Origin of the sequence: Lihuaxuella thermophila (genome assembly GCF_900110165.1) — a bacterium.
Classification (GTDB): Bacteria; Bacillota; Bacilli; order Thermoactinomycetales; family Thermoactinomycetaceae; genus Lihuaxuella; species Lihuaxuella thermophila.
Genome location: NZ_FOCQ01000014.1, coordinates 39,854 through 63,664, shown reverse-complemented (window position 1 = coordinate 63,664; position 23,811 = coordinate 39,854). Strand labels below are relative to the sequence as shown.

20 protein-coding genes and 1 other annotated feature are annotated in these 23,811 nt (G+C 50.6%); of the genes, 5 read left to right on the top strand and 15 right to left on the bottom strand.

Annotation, left to right across the window (positions count from 1 at the left end; translation table 11 throughout):
- Positions 1-12: 12 nt before the first annotated feature.
- Positions 13-1,791 (top strand): menaquinone biosynthesis decarboxylase, encoded by a 1,779-nt coding sequence (locus BMW55_RS14890; RefSeq protein WP_089971053.1) that lies wholly within the window; start codon positions 13-15, stop codon positions 1,789-1,791.
- Positions 1,792-1,857: 66 nt separating this feature from the next.
- Here BMW55_RS14890 and BMW55_RS14885 read toward each other — a convergent pair whose 3' ends face one another.
- From BMW55_RS14885 to yunB, 8 genes are all read right to left on the bottom strand, one after another.
- Entirely contained in the window at positions 1,858-2,574 is a 717-nt protein-coding gene (locus BMW55_RS14885) for an NAD-dependent deacylase (RefSeq protein ID WP_280139789.1), read from the bottom strand.
- Between the two features lie 153 nt (positions 2,575-2,727).
- Positions 2,728-3,519: a TIGR00266 family protein gene (locus BMW55_RS14880; RefSeq protein ID WP_089971049.1), complete on the bottom strand. Its 792-nt coding sequence runs from the start codon at positions 3,517-3,519 to the stop codon at positions 2,728-2,730.
- A gap of 1,515 nt (positions 3,520-5,034) precedes the next feature.
- Positions 5,035-5,955, bottom strand: a complete 921-nt coding sequence (nikC, locus tag BMW55_RS14865) for a nickel transporter permease (RefSeq protein WP_244527583.1) — start codon at positions 5,953-5,955, stop codon at positions 5,035-5,037.
- A gap of 6 nt (positions 5,956-5,961) precedes the next feature.
- Complete coding sequence (locus BMW55_RS14860; RefSeq protein ID WP_089971037.1) at positions 5,962-6,972, bottom strand: ABC transporter permease; 1,011 nt, start codon at positions 6,970-6,972, stop codon at positions 5,962-5,964.
- Positions 6,973-7,053: 81 nt separating this feature from the next.
- Positions 7,054-8,661, bottom strand: coding sequence for an ABC transporter substrate-binding protein (locus tag BMW55_RS14855; RefSeq protein ID WP_089971034.1), 1,608 nt, complete (start codon positions 8,659-8,661; stop codon positions 7,054-7,056).
- A gap of 84 nt (positions 8,662-8,745) precedes the next feature.
- Positions 8,746-9,726, bottom strand: coding sequence for an ABC transporter ATP-binding protein (locus tag BMW55_RS14850; RefSeq protein WP_089971031.1), 981 nt, complete (start codon positions 9,724-9,726; stop codon positions 8,746-8,748).
- Positions 9,692-10,711, bottom strand: coding sequence for an ABC transporter ATP-binding protein (locus BMW55_RS14845; RefSeq protein ID WP_089971027.1), 1,020 nt, complete (start codon positions 10,709-10,711; stop codon positions 9,692-9,694). Before BMW55_RS14845 ends, BMW55_RS14850 begins: the two co-directional genes overlap by 35 nt.
- 147 nt (positions 10,712-10,858) lie before the next feature.
- Positions 10,859-11,611 (bottom strand): sporulation protein YunB, encoded by a 753-nt coding sequence (yunB, locus tag BMW55_RS14840; protein ID WP_170839963.1) that lies wholly within the window; start codon positions 11,609-11,611, stop codon positions 10,859-10,861.
- A gap of 166 nt (positions 11,612-11,777) precedes the next feature.
- Here yunB and BMW55_RS14835 point away from each other — a divergent pair, with 166 nt between their 5' ends.
- The 3 genes from BMW55_RS14835 to BMW55_RS14820 all read left to right on the top strand — a co-directional run bounded on the left by BMW55_RS14835 (position 11,778) and on the right by BMW55_RS14820 (position 14,434).
- Entirely contained in the window at positions 11,778-13,262 is a 1,485-nt protein-coding gene (locus BMW55_RS14835; RefSeq protein ID WP_089971021.1) for an FAD-dependent thymidylate synthase, read from the top strand.
- A gap of 420 nt (positions 13,263-13,682) precedes the next feature.
- Entirely contained in the window at positions 13,683-14,018 is a 336-nt protein-coding gene (locus tag BMW55_RS14825; RefSeq protein WP_089971016.1) for a hypothetical protein, read from the top strand.
- A complete protein-coding gene (locus tag BMW55_RS14820) occupies positions 14,015-14,434 on the top strand; it encodes a hypothetical protein (protein WP_089971013.1) in 420 nt (139 codons plus the stop codon). The genes BMW55_RS14825 and BMW55_RS14820 overlap by 4 nt, the downstream gene beginning before the upstream one ends.
- A 20-nt stretch (positions 14,435-14,454) precedes the next feature.
- Here the strand turns inward: BMW55_RS14820 and BMW55_RS14815 are convergent, their stop codons facing one another.
- Positions 14,455-15,291, bottom strand: coding sequence for a YitT family protein (locus BMW55_RS14815; protein WP_425283873.1), 837 nt, complete (start codon positions 15,289-15,291; stop codon positions 14,455-14,457).
- A gap of 164 nt (positions 15,292-15,455) precedes the next feature.
- The gene (cimA, locus tag BMW55_RS14810) at positions 15,456-17,039 is read right to left on the bottom strand and encodes a citramalate synthase (protein WP_425283871.1); all 1,584 of its coding nucleotides are present in this window, start codon (positions 17,037-17,039) and stop codon (positions 15,456-15,458) included.
- 82 nt (positions 17,040-17,121) lie between these two features.
- Positions 17,122-17,376 (bottom strand) — a binding site (T-box leader).
- A gap of 311 nt (positions 17,377-17,687) precedes the next feature.
- On the opposite strand from cimA, the gene BMW55_RS14805 reads away from it, so the two are divergent.
- A complete protein-coding gene (locus BMW55_RS14805; protein WP_139179512.1) occupies positions 17,688-19,115 on the top strand; it encodes an alanine/glycine:cation symporter family protein in 1,428 nt (475 codons plus the stop codon).
- A 118-nt stretch (positions 19,116-19,233) separates the two neighbouring features.
- Here the strand turns inward: BMW55_RS14805 and BMW55_RS14800 are convergent, their stop codons facing one another.
- The 5 genes from BMW55_RS14800 to BMW55_RS14780 form a co-directional block, all read right to left on the bottom strand.
- A complete protein-coding gene (locus tag BMW55_RS14800; RefSeq protein ID WP_089971007.1) occupies positions 19,234-19,803 on the bottom strand; it encodes an isoprenylcysteine carboxyl methyltransferase family protein in 570 nt (189 codons plus the stop codon).
- Positions 19,788-20,939, bottom strand: a complete 1,152-nt coding sequence (locus BMW55_RS14795) for a type III polyketide synthase (RefSeq protein WP_089971003.1) — start codon at positions 20,937-20,939, stop codon at positions 19,788-19,790. The genes BMW55_RS14800 and BMW55_RS14795 overlap by 16 nt, the downstream gene beginning before the upstream one ends.
- A 143-nt stretch (positions 20,940-21,082) precedes the next feature.
- Positions 21,083-21,586 (bottom strand): hypothetical protein, encoded by a 504-nt coding sequence (locus BMW55_RS14790; protein WP_089971000.1) that lies wholly within the window; start codon positions 21,584-21,586, stop codon positions 21,083-21,085.
- A 160-nt stretch (positions 21,587-21,746) separates the two neighbouring features.
- Positions 21,747-23,273 (bottom strand): tripartite tricarboxylate transporter permease, encoded by a 1,527-nt coding sequence (locus BMW55_RS14785; protein WP_089970997.1) that lies wholly within the window; start codon positions 23,271-23,273, stop codon positions 21,747-21,749.
- Between the two features lie 30 nt (positions 23,274-23,303).
- On the bottom strand, positions 23,304-23,750 hold the full coding sequence (locus BMW55_RS14780; protein ID WP_089970994.1) for a tripartite tricarboxylate transporter TctB family protein: 447 nt from the start codon (positions 23,748-23,750) through the stop codon (positions 23,304-23,306).
- Positions 23,751-23,811 lie beyond the last annotated feature (61 nt).

Sequence of the window (23,811 nt, the reverse complement as noted above, 5' to 3'; positions counted from 1 at the left end):
CTTTAGAATTTAATGCAGGAGAGATGTCGATTGCATACCAACTTACGCACTTTTATCGAGCAATTGAGAAGAGAAAATGACCTGGTGGAAATACATGCTCCCGTAGACCCTCATCTGGAACTGGCGGAAATCCACCGGCGCGTCATTGCCGAGGAAGGCCCGGCCCTTCTCTTTACCAATGTAAAAGGAAGTTCCTTTCCGGTCATCACCAACCTGTTTGGAACCTCGAAGCGGGTCGATCTCGCTTTTGGCCCCCGTCCGGAACAATTGATGAAACAGATCGTTGAATTGATGCACAAATTAATGCCCCCTACTCCCAAGGCATTGTGGAGTGAACGGAAACTGATTGCCGACCTGCTCAAAGTGGGGTTGAAAACGGTTCCCGCACACCAGGCACCCGCCCTGGAATGCAGACAGGAAGAAGTGGACCTCACCCGGCTGCCGGTGATCACTTCCTGGCAGGAAGACGGGGGGCCGTTTATTACGTTGCCGCTTGTCTATACGCAACATCCGGTGACCGGGCAGCACAACCTCGGTATGTACCGGATGCAGATTTTTGACAAACAAACGACCGGCATGCACTGGCAAATCCACAAGGGCGGGGGATTCCACCACCATGAGGCAGAGAAGCGGAATCAGGACTTGCCGGTTCGGGTCCATCTGGGTGGTCCGCCTGCCTTGATCGCATCCGCGATTGCACCCGTACCGGAATTTTTGCCGGAGCTGCTCTTGACTTCGCTGATCATCGGGCAAAAACTTCCCGTGGTCCGGCCCGAAGGCGGCGGGTACCCCTATATCGCCGAAGCGGAATTTATCTTGTCGGGAATGGTTCCCGCCCATGAACGCCGTCTGGAGGGGCCGTTTGGTGACCACTACGGCTACTACTCCCTGGCGCATGAGTTCCCTGTTTTCCATGTTAAAGAAGTTCGCCACCGCAAAGATGCCATTTACCCGGCAACCGTTGTGGGCAAGCCCAGGCAGGAAGATTACTACATGGGTGAATTTTTGCAACGGCTGTTGTCGCCCGCTTTTCCGATGGCCATGCCCGGAGTCCGCGACCTGTGGACTTACGCGGAAACAGGTTTCCATCCGCTGGCGGCCGCAGTGGTGAGGGAAAGCTACAGCAGGGAAGCACTCGCCAATGCTTTCCGCATCCTGGGGGAAGGCCAACTCACCCTCACCAAGTTCCTGATTGTCACCGATCAGCTCACACCGCTCGACGATTTCCCGCGCCTGTTTGAAACGGTCATGGAACGCTTCGATCCGGCGACGGACCTGTTTATTTTCGGCCACACCTCCATGGATACGCTGGATTATACCGGACGCCGCTTCAACCATGGAAGCAAAGCGGTTCTCATCGGAACGGGAGAGGTGAAACGCCGGCTGCCCGCAGAATATCACGGACCCGATCTGCCGGGCATCCGCAGCGCCGCCGTCTATTGCAAAGGAGCATTGGTACTGGAAGCCGAATCATTTGAAAGCTCCCCCGAACTGGCCGACCGCCTGCTCGAACACCATGGGGAGGCACTCTCGGAATGGCCGTTTATCTTCCTGGTGGATGACATCCAGGCCGCTTCCGGGCAGACTCCTTTCCTGTGGACGGTGTTTACCCGTTTCGACCCGGCATATGACATCTATGCCCGTACTGAACTGATCCGCCACCATCCCAGCTACTGTTTCCCGATCGTGGTGGATGCACGGATGAAACCCGGCTACCCGGATGAGCTGGAAACCGACCCGTCTGTGAAGAAGTTAGTGGATGAACGGTGGAAGGAGTATTTTGGGAAATAGTAAGCATTCAATGTATAAAGCCTCGTCAATTCGGGGCTTTTTTTATTATTATCATTGATCAATAAATCAACGATTCATTTCTTCTTCCACCTGCTGTAACCATGCGCCGATCCTCTCTCCGTGAACCACCAAATCGGCGAGGGTGTCGAGCTCCGTCGGCTCCAGATTGACAATCACCAATTTGGCGCCGTTTTCCTTGGCCATCTGCGGATATAAATTAGCGGGACTCACTTGGAGAGAAGAGCCCAACACCAGACAGAGTTCCGCTCGTCGGATCAGCTCATCCGCTTTGGTCAATGCTTCATCCGGCAGCATTTCTCCGAATAAAACGATGGAGGGTCTTACAAAGCCGCCGCATTCACAATCCGTCCCGTGAGGCTCCACATATCGTTTGGCATCATATTTTTGCCCGCATCGGGTGCAATGGACTGTCCGCAGCGACCCATGAAGTTCGGCTACCTGCTCATTGCCTGCCTCCTGATGATAACCGTCGACATTTTGCGTAATAATCCCGTGAATCAGTCCCCGCTTCTCCCACTCCGCCAAAATCCGATGCCCGATATGCGGCTTGTGTTTGGAAATCTCCTTAATCCTCATTTGATAAAACTCGACAAACTCATCTCTGTTATTCTCCAGCGCATATGTACTGGCAATCAGCATGGGATCTTTTCCGCACCATAATCCGTTCTGGGAACGAAAGTCGGGCAAACCGCTTTCCGTCGACATTCCGGCACCGGTAAAAACAACGGTAGATCGGGATTCCCGCAACCAATTGGCAAACATGATCATCATCCTCCGGATCACAAGATGAGGCAAAAACATATCAAAACGAAGTACCTACAACGATTATACCGTTTCTTTTCCGATAGGGACCCCAAACAAACAGAAAACCCACCATTCTTTTGAAAGAACGGAGGGTTTAACGCTTGTAGATCACTAATCCTCAAATAAGTTTCCGAGGCCGCCTAAGATGCTTCCTTCTCCTTTACTGCTCCCCCCGGCCTGGGGCGCGGCCGCAAATACGCGGCTGGCCAGACGGCTGAACGGCAGGGACTGCACCCATACTTTACCGGGGCCCCGCAACGAGGCAAAGAATAACCCTTCCCCGCCGAATAAGGCTGTTTTGACGCCGCCGACAAATTCAATGTCATATTGCACATGCCGGGTCATCGCCACCAGACATCCGGTGTCAATACGAATCAGTTCACCGGGCTGCAACGCTTTTTCATGGATGGTTCCGCCCGCATGGACGAAAGCCAGTCCGTCCCCCTCCAACTTTTGCATGATAAACCCTTCGCCGCCAAAGAAACCGGTACTCAATTTTCGCTGGAATTCAATCCCCACCGAAACCCCTTTAGCCGCACAGAGAAAAGAGTCCTTCTGACATATCACTTTCCCGCCCAATTCGGCCAGATTGAGAGGAATGATTTTCCCCGGATAAGGTGCGGCAAACGAGACATGCTTTTTTCCCTGCCCCGTATGACTGAAAATGGTCATAAATAAGCTTTCCCCGGTCAGAAGACGCTTCCCTGCCCCGAATAATTTGCCCATCAACCCTTTTCCGGAATCGCTGCCGTCCCCGAAGATGGTTTCCATGCGAATGCCATCTTCCATCATCATCAGGCTGCCCGCTTCAGCGATCACACTCTCTCCCGGGTCCAGCTCAATTTCCACAAACTGCATATCATCGCCGTAAATCCTGTAATCCATCTCGTGCGCATTTGCCATCACTCGACATCCTCTCAAGAGCAGATACTACTGTTATTTTATCATTCCCCACAAGGTTTATACTAAAATTTCTGCAAAATCGAATGCACCCACCAGGCCGAGAATAGGTCGCCTTTTCATGTCACCTTTCCTGCGGTTTCTAAAGTGGATGAAGCCCAAGTAACCAGCCAACATCAATCCCGTGATTTAGGGAAACTACTTTTCGATAAGACCATCCTGATTGAAAGCAGGGTCGTGACCGCCAATAACAGATGAGGCAAGGCCCATGCCCAATGGGCAACAAAATCGCTTGGCGGGGTGCCATCACTAATCCCGCTTCCGTGAAAAACCATCCATAAAGCGATCGGCGGAAGTTGTGCCAACAATAACAACGAAAATATCATACCGCGATCCACCGTAAGACGGGTGCCAATTTTCTCACGTTCCAACCGATAAAAAGAACGGTTAATCCTCCGGCCGCACACAGTTTTCCCCACGCGCGAACCTCTGCCTCCGTGGGACCGAAGAACCCAAAAGCATACAGAGACCCAAGAGAAATCGCCAGTAGCCCACTTGCGATTGGAATAGTCCGAACAACATTCATATGGAGAATCTCTCCCAACTGTTTTCTTAACAATGATCTGGATCGTGATATCAAGGAAAAGGAATCTCCTTTAACGAATGGGAGATTATGAAACCTTTTCCTGGAGGGCGAATCCTTAGAAACGATTGATTGCTATTTTGTTCATTCTATCCCTGATTGTCTCCGGTTGTCAGGATATCACTACTTCTGCAAATCAAAAAAAGAGTCAGCTCCTGACACAGATCAGAGCGAATCAGCCTGGGTGCCGAGTTCTACTTTTCGATTAAACGATAAAGATCACTCGAAGATGATCGGGGTTCCACAGAAATTAGGAATCATTTGTAGCGACGATGCTTTTATTGAAGGCAAGCCGGCCAAATGTTTATGGCATTTCTGGGGAGATCGATCCACAATGGAAAACGCATCACTGAAAATCAAAGGCATTCATAAAGAAACAAGTGAATCTGTACACATTGTTCATACAGTTTTATCCCCTTTCTCGGGTGTCAGAGGGGCGGATTTCAGCCAGCCGTCTACGATTGGCTTTTCCAAACCGGGGCTATGGAGAATGGAGGTTTATGTAGATGATAAGCGCTTTGGAAGCATTGTCGTAAATGTAAAAAAGAAAACTTCATCGTGAAATAGCATACTCATGTCAATCATGATGAAATGTGCCGACTTCTGTAATTGCTGGAGCCCTGTTTTAGCTACGAAAAAAACGAAGGAAAATCCGTGAGTGAGGGCCATTGAAATTTGTATATTCTTCAAGGTTCCCGTTCTGGCAGGTACCAAGTCTGCACATGTAGAGGCGGATTCATCGTCCGCCTCTTTCTCAACAATCCCTTCCTATCCCTCTCGTTTTCGTGTGGACCACACCTGATCCTCTTGCAGCCAAATTTCGGCACTTTCCATCTCCTGCCCTGTCAGGGTTGTTCTGAGCAATCCATGTTCGTCTAACGTTTCATGCGCGGGTCGAAAAGGTCGCGGAGCCCGTCGCCCAGCAGGTTAAAGCCCAATACCGTCAGCATGATGGCGAGTCCGGGAAAAATCATGGTCCACGGGGCCAGCTGGATATATTGCCGGGCATCGGACAGCATGGTTCCCCACTCCGGCTCCGGCGGCTGTGCTCCCAGGCCGAGAAATCCGAGAGCGGCCGCTTCGATCACAGCGGTGGCGAACCCGAGCGTGCCCTGAACCATGATGGGCGTCCAGCTGTTGGGAAGAATGTGCTTCCACAAGATGCGGCTGTTTTTCATCCCCATCGCCCGGGCGGCCAAAATGTAGTCTTCCTCTTTCACGCTTAAAACTCTGGATCGCATCAATCTGCCAAAGGTAGGAATATTAATGATGGCAATGGCGATCAGCGCATTATTTAAGCCCGGCCCCAACATGGCCACAATCGCAATCGCCAGCAAAATGCCCGGAAAGGCGAGCAGGATATCAAAGAAACGGGAAATGAGGGAATCTCTCCATCCACCATAAAAACCGGCGATCAGCCCCAGCAAACTGCCGATGATGATCGAACCGGAGATCGCCACAAATCCGACCCACAAGGAGATCCGTGAACCATAAACGACGCGGGTAAAAAGATCGCGTCCCATTTCGTCGGTTCCAAACCAATGGTCGGCTGACGGGGGGGCAAGCAATTCCTGACTCCGCTCCGTGTATTCGTAAGGAGTGATCAGCGGTGCAATCACAGCCATCAAGAGGAACATAAGAACGATGATACTGCCGATGAGCGCAGACTTGTGGCGCAAAAAAGCCCTTAAAAAATCTTTGATCGCCTCTGCTTTGTCGGGGGAACCGCCGGTCAGGGGCGGGCCGGACGGAATGTTTTGCGACGGAACTGCAACCATGTTGGACTCTGATGCCATCCTTGATCACTCCTTTCCATATTGAATCCGCGGGTCAATCCAGGCGTACAGCAGGTCCACAATCAGATTAATCACGACAAAGATCGTAGCCAGCACCAGAATTCCCGACTGAATCACCGGGTAGTTTCGTGAGTTGATCGCATCGTAAATATACCTGCCGACACCCGGCCAGCTGAAAATCGTCTCCGTCAGCACGGCTCCGCCCAACAACAGCCCCAACTGCAGACCCACGACGGTCAAGACGGGAATACAGGCATTTTTCAGCGTATGCTTATAAATCACCCAAAACTCCGACAAACCTTTGGCGCGGGCCGTCCGAATATAGTCCGACCTCATCACTTCCAGCATGCTGGAACGGGTCATGCGGGCGATGATCGCCATCGGAATCGTTCCGAGTGCCGCTGCCGGCAGGATCAGGTGCATGAGAACATCGGAAAGAGCGGCATAGTCACCCCGCAGAAGAGAATCTATGACATAAAAATGAGTGATCCCTTCAAATTCCATCCGGGCATCGATTCTGCCGTTGGAAGGAAACCACCCCAGTTCCTGGGCAAAAAACCATTGTTCCATCAAGCCCAGCCAAAAGACGGGCATCGATACGCCGATCAGAGCGATCAACATGGCACTGTAATCCCACCAGGAATTTTGCCGCCAGGCGGACAAAATCCCCAGGTTGACGCCAAAGAAGACGGCAATCAGCATACTGGCTGCGGTAAGTTCCGCAGTCGCCGCCAAAAAGGGGCCGATTTCTTCGGAGATCGGCACTTTGGTAATGAGCGAGGTGCCGAGATCGCCCCGCAACAAATCACCCAGATAGTGAAAGTATTGAATATATGCCGGCTTGTCCAGACCCAGGCTCTCTCTGATTTCCTGCAGCTGCTCGGGAGTCGCTTTTTCCCCGGCGATGGTTTTGGCAGGGTCACCGGGAATGGCATGGACAATGGCAAAGGTGATGATCGACATTCCGATGAGGACGGGAATGAGCATAAGAATTCTGCGAATCGTATACGCCAGCATTTCGGTTTTCACCACCCATCGAAATCCGTAAAAAGTGGCATTGCCAAACGGATGCGCAATGCCACTTCTATTTGGTTGTGTTTATTTCAAGTCTACTTCGTGCAGATTGAGGCTGCCGGTGGGATGCGGAACAAATCCCCTTACCCCTGCCTTGGCCGCGAACGGAACCGTGGCATGAACCAGCGGGACCCATGGAGCGTCTTTTTTGATGATTTCCTGCGCTTTCATATACAACTCACTTCGTTTGGACTGATCGCTTTCACGCTGGGCCTGGATTAAGACTTCATGCAGTTCATCACTCTTATAAAAGGCGATGTTTCCGGCATCCGGCGTACGGGTGTTGTCTTTGTCCAGCAGGACATAGAGGAAGTTATCCGGGTCCCCGTTATCTCCGTTCCAGCCAAACAGGGCCATCGCGTGTTCCCCTTTACCCGTACGGTCCAGATAGGTTTGCCAGTCATAAGTGACGATTTTGGTCTTGACCCCGATTTTTTCAAAGTCCGCAGCCATATACTCGGCCACTTTCTTGCCGTTCGGCATGTAGGGACGAGGTTCGGTCATGGCATAAAATTCAATTTCAAAACCGTTGGGGTAACCGGCTTCCGCGAGCAATTGTTTCGCTTTGTCCAGGTCATATTCATAGTCCTTGATCTCTTTGTTGTAACCCCAGATGATGTCGGGCATCGGATTGACGGCCGGCACGGCCAGATCCGCGTAGAAGCTCTTGATAATCCCCTCTTTATTGACCGCGTGGTTCAGCGCCTGGCGCACTTTCGGATGGTCCAGCGGTTTTTTCTCGGTGTTGAGCGCCAGGTAGGCGACATTCATCCCTGCTTGCTTAAACAATTGCAATTGCTTGTTGGACTCCACCAACTTCACATCATCCGGATTTAAACCGTCCATCATGTCGATATCCCCGGACTGCAAGGCCGTGAAGCGGGCCGAGTTGTCGGGAATCGACTTGAAGATGAGCCGATCCAGCTTTGGATACCCTTTTTGCCAGTAATCCTTGTTTTTCTCCAGGGTGATGGAATCATTTTTCTTCCAATTTTTAAATTTAAACGGCCCTGTTCCAACCGGATTCTGGTTGAATTGGACAGGATCTTTTTTGACGGCGGTCGGGGAGGCGATTCCAAATACGGGCATCGCCAGATTGCTCAAAAAGGGACCTTGCGGGAAGTTGAGCTCAAATTTCACCGTGTACTCATCCACCGCGGTTACACTTTTGATGACATGTCCTTTGTCCCCTTTGTATCCGCCAAACATGTAGCCGTAGTAAGGGAATTCCCCGCCTTTATGCTCGGGGTGGCTTTTGTCCATCCAGCGGTTGAAGTTGTAGGCCACCGCTTCCGCGTTAAACGGCGTGCCGTCATGAAATTTAATTCCTTGACGAAGCTTAAACGTCCAGACGAGCCCGTCCTTGCTGGTTTCCCAGCTTTCGGCGAGACCCGGCTCAACTTCGGTGTTTTCCTTTTTATATTTGACCAGCGTTTCAAAAATCTGTTCAGCTACCTTGATCGATTCTCCATCCGTCACCTGGATCGGGTCCAATGCTTTGGAATCCGCACCGCGGCCATAGATGAACGTTTTGGCTTTCGAACCGGCTGTGTTGTTTCCTGCACAGCCGACCAGGATGGATGATAAGGCAAATACAAGAGCAAATGCGAGAATCCATGCTTTCCTTTTCATTTGTCTACCCCCTTGGTATCAAATTTTCAGGATGGGCTCCGCTAAATTCCTCGGATCACCACCTCCTTCAAAAGCGCCCTATGCTTAAGATCGGTCCATCAAGTGGCAGGCGACAAAATGGCCGCCTCCTTGATCTGCAAAAGCCGGTCTCTCCACTTTGCAAATCTCCATCACATGGGGACAGCGCGGATGAAAGGCACACCCTTTCGGAGGGTCAGCCGGGCTGGGCACGTCCCCCTGCAGGATGATGCGTTCTTTTTTCACCTCCGGGTCGGGAACGGGTACTGCTGACAACAGAGCCTGTGTGTAAGGATGAAGCGGCTGCCGGTAAAGTTCATCCCGGTCTGCCAGTTCGACCATCCGTCCCAGGTACATCACCCCGACCCGGTCGCTGATATGCTTGACCACACTGAGATCGTGGGAAATAAACAGATAGGTCAATTCAAACTGTTCCTGCAAATCGGCCATCAGGTTGAGCACCTGGGATTGAATCGATACATCAAGGGCCGAAACCGGCTCATCCGCGACGATCAGCTTCGGCCGGGTGGACAAAGCCCGTGCAATTCCAATCCGTTGCCGTTGCCCTCCGCTGAACTGGTGGGGATACCGCCCGGCATGGGACTTGTCCAAGCCCACAACCCGGAGGAGCTCCTGTACCTGTGCTTTTCGTTCCTTGGCGTCTCCCATCTTATGTACAATCAGCGGCTCTTCCAAAATTTCCGCCACTTTTTGCCTGGGGTTGAGCGATGCAAAAGGATCCTGGAAGATCATCTGCAAATCCTTTCTCGCCCGGCGCATCTCCTCATCTCCCAGCGCGAGAAGCGATTTCCCTTCAAACTCCACCTGTCCGGAATCAGGTTCATACAGACGGAGTACGGTTCTGCCCGTAGTGGACTTTCCGCATCCGCTTTCGCCGACGATGCCCAGTGTCTCGCCTTTTTTCACCGAAAAGGTGACATCATCTACAGCCGTGATTTCCCCGACTTTCTTACCAAAGATGCCGCCGCGGACCGGAAACGTCTTTTTCAGGTTACTGACTTTGAGCAATGGCGTGGTCTGGCTCATGGCCTCGTCCCTCCTCCCGTTCCTGATGCAGCCAACACCGGCTCAGATGGCCGTCTTCGACCGGAAGAAGCTGTGGTTCCGCTCTTCCGCAAACATCGAACGCGAATTCACAGCGCGGAGCAAACCGACACCCTTTGGGCATGCCGAGCGGATTGGGAACTTGTCCGGGAATGGAGTATAACCGTTTTTTCTGCTCCTCCAGTTTGGGAATGGATTTGAGGAGCCCCTGGGTGTAAGGATGTTTGGGGTTACGGAACAAACGGCGCCGGTCCGTTTCTTCCACCACCTGCCCGGCATACATGACAACCACCCGGTCACACATTTCCGCCACCACGCCGAGATCATGCGTGATCAGCAAAATGGCAGTTCCAAACTCCTGATTAAGCGCTTTCATCAAGTCCAGGATTTGGGCTTGAATCGTCACATCCAGCGCGGTTGTCGGCTCATCCGCGATCAGGAGACGGGGATTTAACACCATGGCCATGGCGATCATCACCCGTTGCCTCATTCCCCCGGACAACTGATGGGGGTACTCATCCAGAATCCCCGACCGGCTGATGCCTACTTTTTTCAACATCTCCAAAGCCATGTTTTTCGCTTCTTGCTTGGAACATGAACGGTGAGTGCGAATCGCTTCCACCAACTGATTGCCAATGGAGAACAAAGGATTGAGGGAAGTCATCGGTTCCTGAAAGATCATGGCCATCTCATTGCCCCGAATCCGGCGCATCTCCCTGGGACTGGCCTTGGTCAGATCTTTCCCTTGAAAGCGAATCGTGCCCGCTACCACTTTTCCGGGCGGTTGCGGAATCAGTCCCATCACGGCAAGAGACGTGACACTCTTCCCGCAGCCTGACTCTCCCACCAGACCCACAATCTCCCCTTCATGAACAGCGAGATCGACCCCGTCTACTGCTTTCACCCTTCCTTTATCCGTAAAGAAGTGCAGTTTCAGTTGCGAAATCTCAAGCACTGGTTGGGCCAAACGGATCACCTCGAATGATGATGACTGAATGAAAACGAAGGAGTAACCATTACCGTATGATTTTAATAACAAAAAAATAATTCATTATACACTATTCTATATTTTTAATATAAATCCTTTTCCGTCTTCGATCTCTGTCCCATTGGGTCAATCTTTGTGTTTCGTGGCCGGCAACGCCGGGGCTGGCGGCGGAGGAGCCGGGCTCCCGACCTCCCCTTTTTTCATCTGGCCCTGATCATTGTAAAAATAGTATTCAGGAACCTCTCCGACCACCAGACTCTGGGCAATCGGATACTGAACATCCACGAGAATACTCTCCTTGCTGAACGGTACCATCACCCCCATCTCATTGTGAATATGGAGATTTAACGTCACCATGACCATGTTAATCCCATGCGATTCCAGCTTCGGGATGAGGGAAACCTTCGGAGCTCCCTTGAGCCACATCTCGACCGGAATATCCGGGCCATACCCGGCAAAGATATTGCTTTGCAACATTTGCCCGACCGAGATTTCAACCGGATGATCTTTTAAGTGATTCAGCTCTTTCATCACGCTTTCTGTCATTTGGTTATAAATTTGGGCCTGGATATTTTGATTGATTTTTACACCGGTAATTCTCCCGTTTGCATCCTTATCCACAGCCATGATCTGATCCAGTTCGTTTCCAAGGGAACGCTGCATATCATGAACTCCTTGACGGACCGCTTCCATCGCAATCCCTTTCACTGTTGTCTTCGCGTAAGCAAGCAACATGGGCTCCAGATTCCTTTCAATCATCCACACGATTTGAATGATGACAGCCAGCAACATCACCAGGGCGAAAAATAAGAAACTCCCCCGTTTGCGTACGCGAAAAGACCGGGGCTTACGGCGAATCAATCTCCGTCGAAACAACATACGGCTCCCTCCTCGTCCCAAGTGTATGCCGGACGGTTTGTCCATTTGCAGAAGGAGTCCGCTCTCATCTACGAAAGGATTCAATCCTGTGGTAAAATGTCAACATTTGAAAATGCAATCCGGCCACATCGGTCTGGTAAAATGAAAAGATGGGAGGGATGAAACGATGAATACGAAGGCAAGCGTGGATTTGACACGGTATGTGTCCAATCTCGATCAGAATGTATACACGATCTACAATCTTCCTGAAGAAGTGATTGCGGTTATCTTTGCTTATGTGAGCCGCAGTTCGGCCAGCTTTCGCGAAAATCTGGCCAAGCTGCTGGCCGATGAAGAACTGGGAGTCACCGGTCAAAGCGGGGGGATGGCAACAGCTTACTCGGACAAAGCGGCCCGTTTTCATGAAAAGTGGGTAGTGGGTTACGGTCACAGCAGTGTGGCGGAACATGCCGTTGCTCATATCGGGATCGAAAAGATCAGCCGCCTGGCCTCCGCGGAGCTGGAGCTGGCCAATTCCTTCAACAGCTTCACCGAATACAGCCAGCGTTACCAGCGGCCGAAACGGGGAGATATCTACATACCGGCAGAGCTTGACGACCACCCTGAGCTCAAAGCAAAATTCCTCGCCTTGAATGAAAAGGCGTTTGATGTGTACGAAGCGCTGATGAAGGGTTTACATGAATATCTGCTCCAAACCCTGGCCAAAGATGAACATGAATCCGACCGGTCTTTTCGGCTGCGTGTGGAGAAAATCGCGTTTGAGGACGCTCGCTACGTGCTGACCCTGGCTACACTCACCAACCTGGGCATGACCGGTAACGGGCGCGCTCTTCGTGACACATTGGTCCGCCTCCTATCCAGCGAACATGAAGAGTGCCGCCGGTTGGCCCGGGCCATGGAACGGGAAATCGGCAAGGTGATCCCCACTTTGCTCAAATACGTACAACCGAACGATTATCTCTTGCAAACAAGAGAAAAATTGCAGCGAAGATGGAGCCATCTCCGCCCCTCTCCAAATCCGGTCAACGGTCCGCACGCCCGCTTTACCCATCTGCCGGGCTACCGGGAGGCATTGGAAACTCTTACGGTCAACTTATTGATCAAAGAACGCTGCCTCTCCCATGAAGAGGCGGAACATGCAGCGCGGCAAATGGATCTGCGCGAACTGGAAACTATCGGGGAAGAAGCCCTTTCCTCCCTGCGTTTCTTTGATAATCCCGTGGGTGAACTGGAGCATCTCACCTGCCGGATGGAAATGAAAATCTCTGAAGCCAACTGGCATCAATTGCTCCGCCATAACCGCCGCACTCATTTCAGCTACGGATCACCTGCGATTCACCTGGGGTACACCATCCCGCCCCATGTGAAAGAAGCCGGATTAACGGAACTCTTCCAGTCCTATATCGAAGAAGCAGCGCACATTCACCGGGAGATCGAAGCATGGAATCCGCTTGCGGCCCGTTACTGCGTCACCAATGCCCATCACCGCCAGGTGACGGCAACGGCCAGCCTGTGGGAATTGTATCACCTCATCAACCTGCGCACCTCGCCGGAAGCGCAGTGGGATATCCGGGAAACATTTGAACAGCTGCATCGGGAACTGAAAGAGAAACAACCCGCACTGGCCAAATTCGCTCAGCGGCGATTGTAATCGAGACTCCACACGGCAGAAGCCGCCCTTCCAAAAGGCTTCGCAATGGGATTCTTGGATCGTAGCGTCCGCATTCCGTTCCGTTTTGGACAACGCCAATATCAACCCGGACCGACTTCGTTCGGACCTGGGAGGCGCCGAAAAAAATTATACGAACGAATAACACACTGGTTCGCTCCGGGTGCACAGCACATCTGCTCACGGACCAGCCGACAGACCCCGAATGCTCGTGCATTCGGGGCTGTTTTTTTGAATATGAATGAACAAACAGGGGCTCATGCCTCTTCAATCGCGATCGATGATGTGAATGGCCTTTCAGCAAACCGGATCGATGTAAACCAAGGGGTCAAAGATTCCTCATTCATGGAAATACCAGAATGATTCAGAACAAATCCCGGAAAACCGAGAGGAGTTTCTCTGATGTTTAAAGCATTTGACAGGGGAGAGCTGATCTCGTCCAATGAGTTGAAGGAGATCAGCAAAAAGAAGCTGTTTGATGAAATGTTGGCCGTTTGCAAAAAGTTGGGGCTGATTCACAATAATGAACTGCGGGCCGTGATCCTGGACATTAAAACATATGAGAAACTGATTCATCGCCTGGATGAACTGGAAAATCTGCATGAAGATCTCGAATTGGTCGAAGAGTTTAAAGAACGGGTTCAACTTTCCGCTGACGAGTGGATCAAAAAACCGGCCGATGTCTCCCGTATCCGCTTTCTGAGACAAACGATGAAGGAAAAGAGCAATCCTTCATGATTCATGAGGTTTACCATCCCCAGTTTAGCGATGATCTCGCCTTTTTAGCTCAAAGACTGGGAAAAAAGAGATTACATGAATGCCTGCTCCAGATCGATAAAGCCATCGAACAAGTTCTCCGCAATCCCTATAAAGCAGCCATCCTCAAATACCCTCCTCTCCAGGACTACCGCAAGAAAAAGTTTTTTTCCCAGCCCCGGCCCCACAAGAGGCAACGTCCCAATATGCGGCTGATCTACCGCTATGTACCCGGGGAGAATGCCATTTATTTTTTAGCCGTCGGTTTGCGGATCGCCACCCGGCCGCACAACCCCAATGATGTTTATCAGCGGGCGAGAAAAAGAGATTTTCCTGAACGGAGGCAACCAAAACAAAAGGATACGGGTAAAAAAGACCCGGAACCTGAACAATCGTAGCCAGTTCCGGGTTGAATGGATCAGTTCGAATCATTCCTGCGAAAGTACCCCATCACTTCAACCGTTTCCATAATATTCACAAACGCATGGGGATCGGTCTCCTTAATGAGCCGCTTGACTGTAACTAGTTCATAGCGGGAAATGATCATAAACAAAACTTTTCGTTTCTCTTTGGTAAAGGCTCCTTCACCATCGACAACGGTAATTCCGCGAACCAAATTGCTGAGCAGCCGGTTTTTCACTTCTTCGCCTTTACTGGTAATAATCATCAGCGTCAATTTGACATGGATGGTATGGATCGCATCGATGATCTTGCCCGTCACATAGATGGAGAGCAGGGTGTAAAGCGCCGCATCCCAGGTAAAGAGAAATCCGGCGAACAACAAAACCGCCGCGTTCAGGCCGAACATCAGAGTGCCGAGCGGAAACTCTTTTTTTCGCGTCAATAAAAACGCGATGATATCAAATCCCCCGCCGGAACCTTCGGCACGAAAGATGAAGCCGGTTCCCACTCCGACGAGCACTCCGCCGAAAACGGAAGAGAGAATGGGATCTGTTACGAGCGGCCTGATCGGTATATAGAGCAGGGCCACCGAGGTGACGGCGACAGAAAAAATCGTATAAAACATAAACCTTTTTCCCAGCTTGTAAAATCCGATAATCAGGAGGGGCAGATTTAAAGCAAGGTTTACGATCCCTGTGTTGACGGGAGTCAACAGGCCGATCATCATGGCGATTCCGGAAATCCCGCTGCTTAAAACCTTGTGAGGCAATAAAAACGCATTGTAGGCGAAGGCAACAAGGATGGATGCCAGAAAAATACTGAGAATCCGAACCACGGTTTCACCGCCTTTCATTTTCAACATATCTTCTATATCAAAGATAACCGTTAAAAGCAAAGAACAAATCGTTACAATTTCTCATCTTTACCCGCAAAAACAGGCATCACAAAAAGAGGATAACGGTAAGGTCATCCCCTTTTTGCTCATCTTTCATCTTTTCCAACTGTTCCCCTGCCTACTCACTTCATGGCGACAGGCTCTTTACCATAGAGCAAAAAATAACGCATGCTGTCGCTTAACGCCTGCCAGCTGGCCTCAATGATATTGGCCGACACCCCCACCGTGCTCCACCGGTTTTTTCCGTCCGATGACTCAATCCATACCCTCACTTTGGCTGCCGTGGCTTCTTCACCATTCAGAACCCGGACTTTATAATCGGTCAGTTGCATCTTCCGAATCTCGGGGAAAAAAGAGGAGAGTGCTTTGCGCAAGGCATTGTCCAAAGCGTGGACAGGACCGTTCCCCTCCGCAGCGGTATGAACCACTTCATCATATACACGCATTTTGATCACAGCCACCATCTTGACCGGCGCATCCGCCGTTTTTTCCACAAGGATTTGAATGGATTCCAGCGAGAATACTTCTTCCGTTTCACCCAGCCCTTGCCTGAGCATCAACTCAAAAGAAGCTTCCGCCCCTTCATATTGATACCCTTCATGCTCCATTTGCTTGATCTTTTGAATCAGGCTTTTACAAGCAGGATTCGACTTGTCCAGCTCGATGTTTAATTCCCTTGCTTTGTACAGCAAGTTGCTTTGCCCGGATAATTCCGATACGAGCACCCTGCGGGCATTGCCCACTTGATCGGGAGGCAAATGTTCATAAGTTTCCGGCGATTTTAAAACAGCGCTGACATGCATCCCGCCTTTGTGGGCAAAGGCACTCAATCCGACAAAAGGCTGGTTGTTTGGCGGACTCACATTGGCGATCTCATGGACCTGTCGTGACAAGGAGGTGAGCAAGCGGAGCTTTTCTTCTGGAACACAAACATATCCCTGTTTAATCTGCAAATTCGGAATCAAAGAAATCAAGTTGGTATTGCCGCACCGCTCCCCATATCCGTTGATCGTTCCCTGTACTTGTGTGGCCCCGGCTCTGACCGCGGCAAGCGAATTGGCCACTGCACACTCGGAATCATTATGACAATGGACACCGATGGGAGTTTGGAGTTTTTCCTTCACTGTTTTCACGATGGCGGCCAGCTCGTCGGGAAGCGTTCCCCCGTTGGTATCACAGAGAACAATCCAGTCAGCTCCCGCCTGTTCGGCCCTTTTTAATGCATGGAGGGCATACTCCGGATTGGATTTAAAACCGTCGAAAAAATGTTCGGCATCAAACATCACTTCCAGTCCGTGCGATTTCAGATAGCGGACAGAATCTTCAATCATATCCAGGTTGTTGTCCAATGTGGTGTTCAGCGCATGCGTCACTTGGAAATCCCATGTTTTCCCGAAAATAGCCACCGTTTCGACCCCGGATTCCAGGATCTTCTGCAAATTCTCATCCTTCTCTGCGGGCACCCCCGGCCTTCTTGTACTTCCGAACGCGGTGATCTTGGAGGTTTTCAGGGAAAGCTTTTTCACCTTTTGAAAGAATTCCATGTCTTTGGGATTGCTGCCCGGCCATCCCCCTTCGATATAATGGATGCCGAACCGGTCGAGCAGCCGGGCAATTTTGAGCTTGTCATCCACGGACAGACTGATTCCTTCCCCCTGGGTTCCGTCACGCAAAGTCGTGTCATAGATATACACTTTTTCCATCACCCATCATGCCTCCTCATTTTCTTCAATAAAAAAACCCGCCTCGCAATCTACGGACCGGCAATTCCTTTGCGATCCGTATGATTGCTGAGGCGAGGATCTCCCGCGGTACCACTCAGCTTCTCCGTTTTCCTCACGAAAAACAGACTCAAGAAGTCATGGACAGACTTCCGTCCGATAACGGGGACGACCGTCATTCCCTACTCAGGCCCTTGCTGCCCTTTCGGAAACACAGCTCCAAGGGGATATTCAAAGAAAGATGACGACCGTCCTCTCAGCCTGCGGGACGGATCTCTGTACTTCAGCGCTCTCCTCTACTCGTCCTCTTCATCACTTTTCTCTTCTTCTGCTGTCTTATTGTCACCTTTATAAATGTTCCCAATTAATTAAAAACGATTATAGATACTGTGCCTTTCTCTGTCAATGATTCTTTTTTTGAATATTATTTTACAAATTGCAATCCCAAGGCGGCCGTCATTTTTAAAACGAATAGATTTTTAACTAATAAATATTCATACATCCGAATATTTAATCGTATGTCACATTCGGTTCTCTGGTAAATTTCATATGATGACGAACAGCAATTTTATATGCTATAAATGATTTTGTTATAACAAACATGCCAATCAAATGCAGAACCGAGGTGACAACATGGTTGAAATTTTAGGAAAATATGTGACAGAAATCAATGATGTGCTGTGGTCTTATATTCTCATCGCCATGCTGATTGGTTTGGGACTTTATTTTACTTTTCGCATGAAGCTGGTCCAGTTCAGATCAATCGGTGAGATGATTCGATTATTGGGAGAAGGAGCCGCTGCCGGTTCTAAAGGAATCTCTTCATTTCAAGCTTTTTGCATCAGCACCGCATCCCGGGTGGGGATGGGGAACATTGCCGGCGTAGCGATGGCTATTTCACTCGGCGGACCAGGTGCTGTCTTCTGGATGTGGCTGATCGCCCTGATCGGCAGCGCATCGGCTTTTGTTGAAGCCACTCTGGCCCAGATCTATAAAGTAAAAGACGGCAGTACGTTCAGAGGCGGCCCCGCCTACTATATGGAAAAAGCGCTTGGCCAGCGCTGGATGGGCATTCTCTTTTCGATTCTGATCACGCTGTGTTTCGGTCTTGTCTTTAACTCCGTCCAAGCGAATACGATCACGGTTGCCTTTAAATCCGCCTACGGAATGGATCGGATGACTCTCGGTCTCATAATCACCGTTGCCCTTGGCATTATTATCTTCGGCGGAGTTAAACGAATCGCTAAAGTTTCCGAGATTATTGTACCAATCATGGCAGGCGGATATATCCTGCTGGCCTTATATGTGATCTTGACGAATATCAGCGTGGTTCCCGGAGTGATAAAAGAGATTTTCACCAGCGCGTTCGGTTGGCAAGAAGCAGTGGGCGGCGGGCTGGGAGCCGCAATGATGCAAGGAATCAAACGGGGTCTTTTCTCCAACGAAGCCGGAATGGGGAGCGCCCCCAACGCCGCTGCCACCGCAGATGTGAGCCATCCGGTGAAACAAGGCCTGATTCAATCGCTGGGTGTATTTGTAGATACACTGCTCATCTGTTCTTCTACTGCCTTTTTCGTTCTGATTTCCGGTGCGCATACCATAGAAGGGCTCGCCGGCATTGAAATCGCCCAAAAAGCGCTCGACCTTGAGCTGGGTGTATGGGCTCAGCATTTCCTGACCATTTCGATCTTCCTGTTTGCCTTCACTACGTTGATCGGGAACTATTACTACGGTGAAACCAATATCGAGTTCATTAAAAGCAGCAAGACATGGCTCTTCATCTACCGTGTCGCCGTTCTTGGCATGCTGATCTGGGGATCTGTCACCCAGGTGCAAATCGTCTGGGATATGGCTGACCTCTTCATGGGCCTGATGGCCATCACCAACCTGATTGCCATTGCACTGCTCGGCAAAATCGCCTTTGCCGCTCTGAACGATTATGAAAAACAGCGAAAAGAAGGCAAAAATCCCGTCTTCTATACGAGCCGGATCCCGGGCTTAAAAAATGTGGAGTGCTGGGAAGAAAGTGAAGACACCAAGAACAAACAAAAAGCAAGTTAATAAAACGCTATACCACCCGGCCGTCCAACCATAGGTTGGACGGCCGTTTTTTCTCTGTTGGACAAGATATGGGAAGTTTTTGTTTGATCGAAGAAATGATTCGCCTGCGGTCATGTTTCTATCTCGGCCTGAATGAGGGAAAAAATCTCTTTTTCTCTCCCATCTGAATCTCATAAGGAGTCGCTTCCGATAAAGCTTTTTCTTCTGCGGGAATACGTACAAAAACCAGGAGGAGCCAGTTGAGGAACGTGCCGACAACCGCCGTCCCGTACGCGCCAAACAGCGACGGAAAGAGAATAAATTCCGCCAGGACGACGGCATAATTGGGGTGGCGCAAATATCGATAAGGACCGCGCACCTGCGGGGCATGACCGGGAACGATCCAGATTCTCGTATTCCAGTATCGCCCCAGGGAGCGAATGCACCAGACTCTGACCCCCTGCACCATCAGGAATAAAAGGAGAAGAACCGGCCATACTGCCGGCGGGGCTGCACCCAACCAGACAACTTCTGTCAAAATCCCGGCAAAAAACAACACGTGGAGACCGACGATATATCGATAATGTTCGTGCCCCGATTCATACCCGCCCTTTTGCCTCATCCAACGGGCATTTTTGTCAGCCAACCGCAACTCGGCCAAGCGCTGCCCGATCATCCCGATCCACAAGAAAATCATCCAGCCGGACATGTGCGAATTCCTTCCTCTGTCACCGATCGGCGATTGCAAGTGCCCCATCCTCCGGATCGACGGGCAGTCTCTTCTCCCCAACGGATGAGCAGCAATTCGGAACTGAATCCCGGTCCCAGTGCGGCCATTAATCCATAACTCCCATAGGCATGACTGTCCTCCAATTCCTTTTCCAAGACAAACAAAACGGTGGCGGATGACATGTTGCCAAAGTTTTCAAGCACCCAACAGGCGTGTTTCATTTTATCCGGCGGGAGCCCCAGCGCTTCTTGATAAGCCTGGATGACTTTAATGCCCCCCGGATGGGTAATGTAATGGTCCACGTGATCCAGATCCAGCTGCTCCCTTGCCAAAAATTCGTTCACTACGGGTCTGACCTGATTGCGAACAAGGCTCGGAATATCTTTGGAAAAGATCACTTTTAACCCGTCATCCTCCACCTCCCATCCCATCACATCCAGAGAATCCGGCCAAGTCGTACTCATCGAGGAAACGATCTGCGGCCCTTCGACCGGACAGGGAATCTCCGCTTCCAGCCCGGCCACGAGTACGGCTGCGGCACCGTCACCAAAAAGTGAGGAAGCGACCAGATTGCTCTTGGACATGTCATTTCTCCGGAATGTAAGCCCGCAAAGTTCCAAAGCCAGCAGCAACACCCGGCTTTTCGGAAAAGCGCGGGCATACTCATACGCACGGGACAAGCCGGCAACCCCGCCCGCACAGCCCAGTCCCCAGATGGGCGTTCGTTTTACATGTATGTCCATGGACAGGCGGTTGACCAAATGGGCATCAATACTCGGAGTGGCCATTCCCGTGGTGGATACGAAAATAATGTGGTCCATGTCATCCGGCATTAAACCCGTTCGATCCAAACACCGGAGAATGGCTTCTTCCCCCAGTCGGCAAGCCGTTTCTATGTAAGCCCGGTTCCGTTCAGAAAAAGACCGCTCCGTTTCAAACCAGACCTGGGGCTGACTGAATCTTCTCTTTTGAATCGACGTGTTTTCAAAAATCGTCAACCTCCTGTCTATATCAGAATAGGCCGGCCCAAACAGCTGCCTCGCAAAACTGCGCACTTCGTCTTGCTTGATCTCATACGGAGGCACGGCAGTCCCGATGGAAATAATTCGGGGCATATTCTCCCACCACCCAAAGGTTCACTCTATGATTTTCCTATGTTTCCCAAATCACCCTTTCACCATGCAAAATCCATTTTTTAAAGAAAACAAAACAGCGCCACCCGATCTTGGCGCTCTTAGAAAGCTGATGAAGGTCATGTCTAACTGATCTGCGAGTAGATCAGTGAAGAAGGGATCAAAAACAACCATGGGGCTGTGATGATCCCCATCGCCAAACCCATACGGAGTGCAATTCCTTCTTCCAAACCAGCATTTTTGGCCAATCTGCGATTGAAGAGAAAGATGAGAAAACCGCAGGCGGCTACAACCAGCAAACTGAACACAACCGAGACCGGATCATCCCAAATGAAGTAATAATCGAGAACATAACCCGTCAAACGATCCAGCAATACAGAAGTGGTAAGCACGATCATCACTCCAACCAAATCCGCCAAAAAGCCAAACCCCCATGCTTTAAATATAAGTCCCCACAACTTTTTGCGTTCCAGCGAAACTCTGTTCCACTTTAAGGTGAAAGTGATGACCAGTCCATCGATGATTAGATTTCCCAGTAGAGGTATAAGCGTGTAAGGAGGTAAAAAAACAGCGATCCACAAGGGAAAAATGACGTTATACAGCTTAAATGGCTGAGGCCTGAAGATCATAGCCTTCCCTCCGGTTAGACAATTTCTTGCTCTCATATAAGTATAAAGCTAATTGTTAAACTATACAAATAAATCAAAATAATAAAAACCAGCCCATCCAATGAAGAATAGGCTGGTCGACAACGATGGATCACAGACGAACAGAACATGACATCAACGTTTAGCCCTCTTCGTTGACAACCACTTTTTTTCCGCGCAGTTTCAACAGGATTGGCACCAGCAGCCATAAGATAGCGATGACCAGAAAGAGAAGTGAGATGGGATGGGTCACAAATATACTCCAATCTCCATTGGAGGCGGTAAGGGCTCGGCGCAAGTTGTTTTCGATCATCGGCCCCAGCACGAGACCCAGTACCAGCGGGGCGAGCGGGAAGTCGTTTTTGGCGAGAAAATAGCCGCAAACCCCGCAGGCGATCAACAGAAATAAATCAAAAGTATGGACCTGAACCGCATAAACCCCGAAAAAGGAGATGGCAATGATGATCGGAATCAGGTATTTTGGCGGCGTCTGAATAATTTTGGCAAATACCTTGACCAGGGGCATATTTAATATGAGAAGCATCAGGTTCCCGATAAACATGCTGGCGATCAGTCCCCAGGCCACTTGCGGATGCTCGTCAAACAAGAGAGGTCCCGGCTGGACATTGTACATGATCAGCGCCCCCATTAAAATCGCCGTCGTTCCGGAACCCGGAATCCCCAGCGTCAGCAGGGGAATCATGGCTCCCCCGGAAGCCCCGTTGTTGGCCGATTCCGGTGCGGCCACTCCTTCAATCGCGCCTTTTCCAAACTTCTCCGGTTGCCGGCTGATCTTTTTCTCCATGATATACGAAAAGAACGAAGCCAACGTCGCACCCGCACCGGGTAACACCCCGATGAAAAACCCCAGCAGCGAACCCCGCACAATCGGGCCAGCACTCTCTTGTAAATCTTTTTTGGTCGGATAGATCCGGTCGATCCTGGCGATGGCTCCCTCGTTTTGCTCTCTTTCCAGGATGCTTTTAAACACTTCTCCAAGCGCAAACAATCCGACGGCAATGGTCAAAAACTCCAGTCCCTGGTACAACTCGGGAATATCGTAGGTAAATCTGGCAACACCGGAAACATTATCGATGCCGATCGTGGCCAGCAGAAGCCCAAAAACGGTCATGATCAGGGCTTTGGTCATCGATCTTCCGGCCAGTCCGCTAACGGCGCACAAGCCCAAGATCATCAGGGAGAAATATTCGGCCGGTCCGAATTTCAGCGCCAGTTCAGACAGCGGTTGGGCTAAAAAAACCAGGGCGATCAAAGCGACGACACCGGCGAAAAAGGAACCGACAGCCGCAATGGACAGAGCTGCACCGGCTCGTCCTTGTTTCGCCATCTGGTATCCGTCCAGAGCGGTTACCACCGAAGAAGACTCGCCCGGTGTATTCAATAAAATGGAGGTTGTGGACCCTCCGTACATCGCTCCGTAGTAAACTCCTGCCAATAAGATGATGGCACTTGCCGCCGCTTCTTCGGGAGGTGCTCCGGCTGTCAAGGTGGAGGTGACCGGAATCAGGAGAGCCACCCCGCTCATGGGTCCGATCCCCGGCAATACGCCGACAGCCGTTCCGATCAGTACTCCGATAAAGGCATAAATCAGATTCTCCGGTTGCAAGGCAACCAAAAATCCGTTATATAAAAACTCCCATGTGCTCATCTTGGTTCACCGCCCTTCCCGATTACCATTTCATAATGGGAATCCCGGCAAGGTTCCCTTCAACAATCCCACATACAAATAATAGACACCGGACGAAAAAAGACCGCTGAATACGATGGTAGATAACCACTTTCCCTTCTCCATCGTCTGAAAAGCAACGACTAAGAACAGGAAAGTAGACAGGACATAACCGAGCGGTTCCAGCAGAACGGCATAGAGAATCGCAGCAAGCAAAATGATGCCAAACCGCTTTACATCCAGTTTGGTTGTTTTCATCTCTGCCGACGGATAACGAAACGTTTCCACCATCAACCGGAGACTGAGCAAGACAAGGAGGATACCAAGACCAAGCGGGAACAGATCCGGGCCTACTTCGCTTCCATAAGCGCTCGCAGACAATTTGCGGCTTTCCATGATGAAGAAAATTCCCACCAGCAAAAACAAAACACTGGCGATTCGGTCAAATGTCCGGCTCACTTCCAACCCTCCTTCAAAGAGTAGAAGAAGGGAAACCATCCCCTCTTCCTGTCGGCGTTTT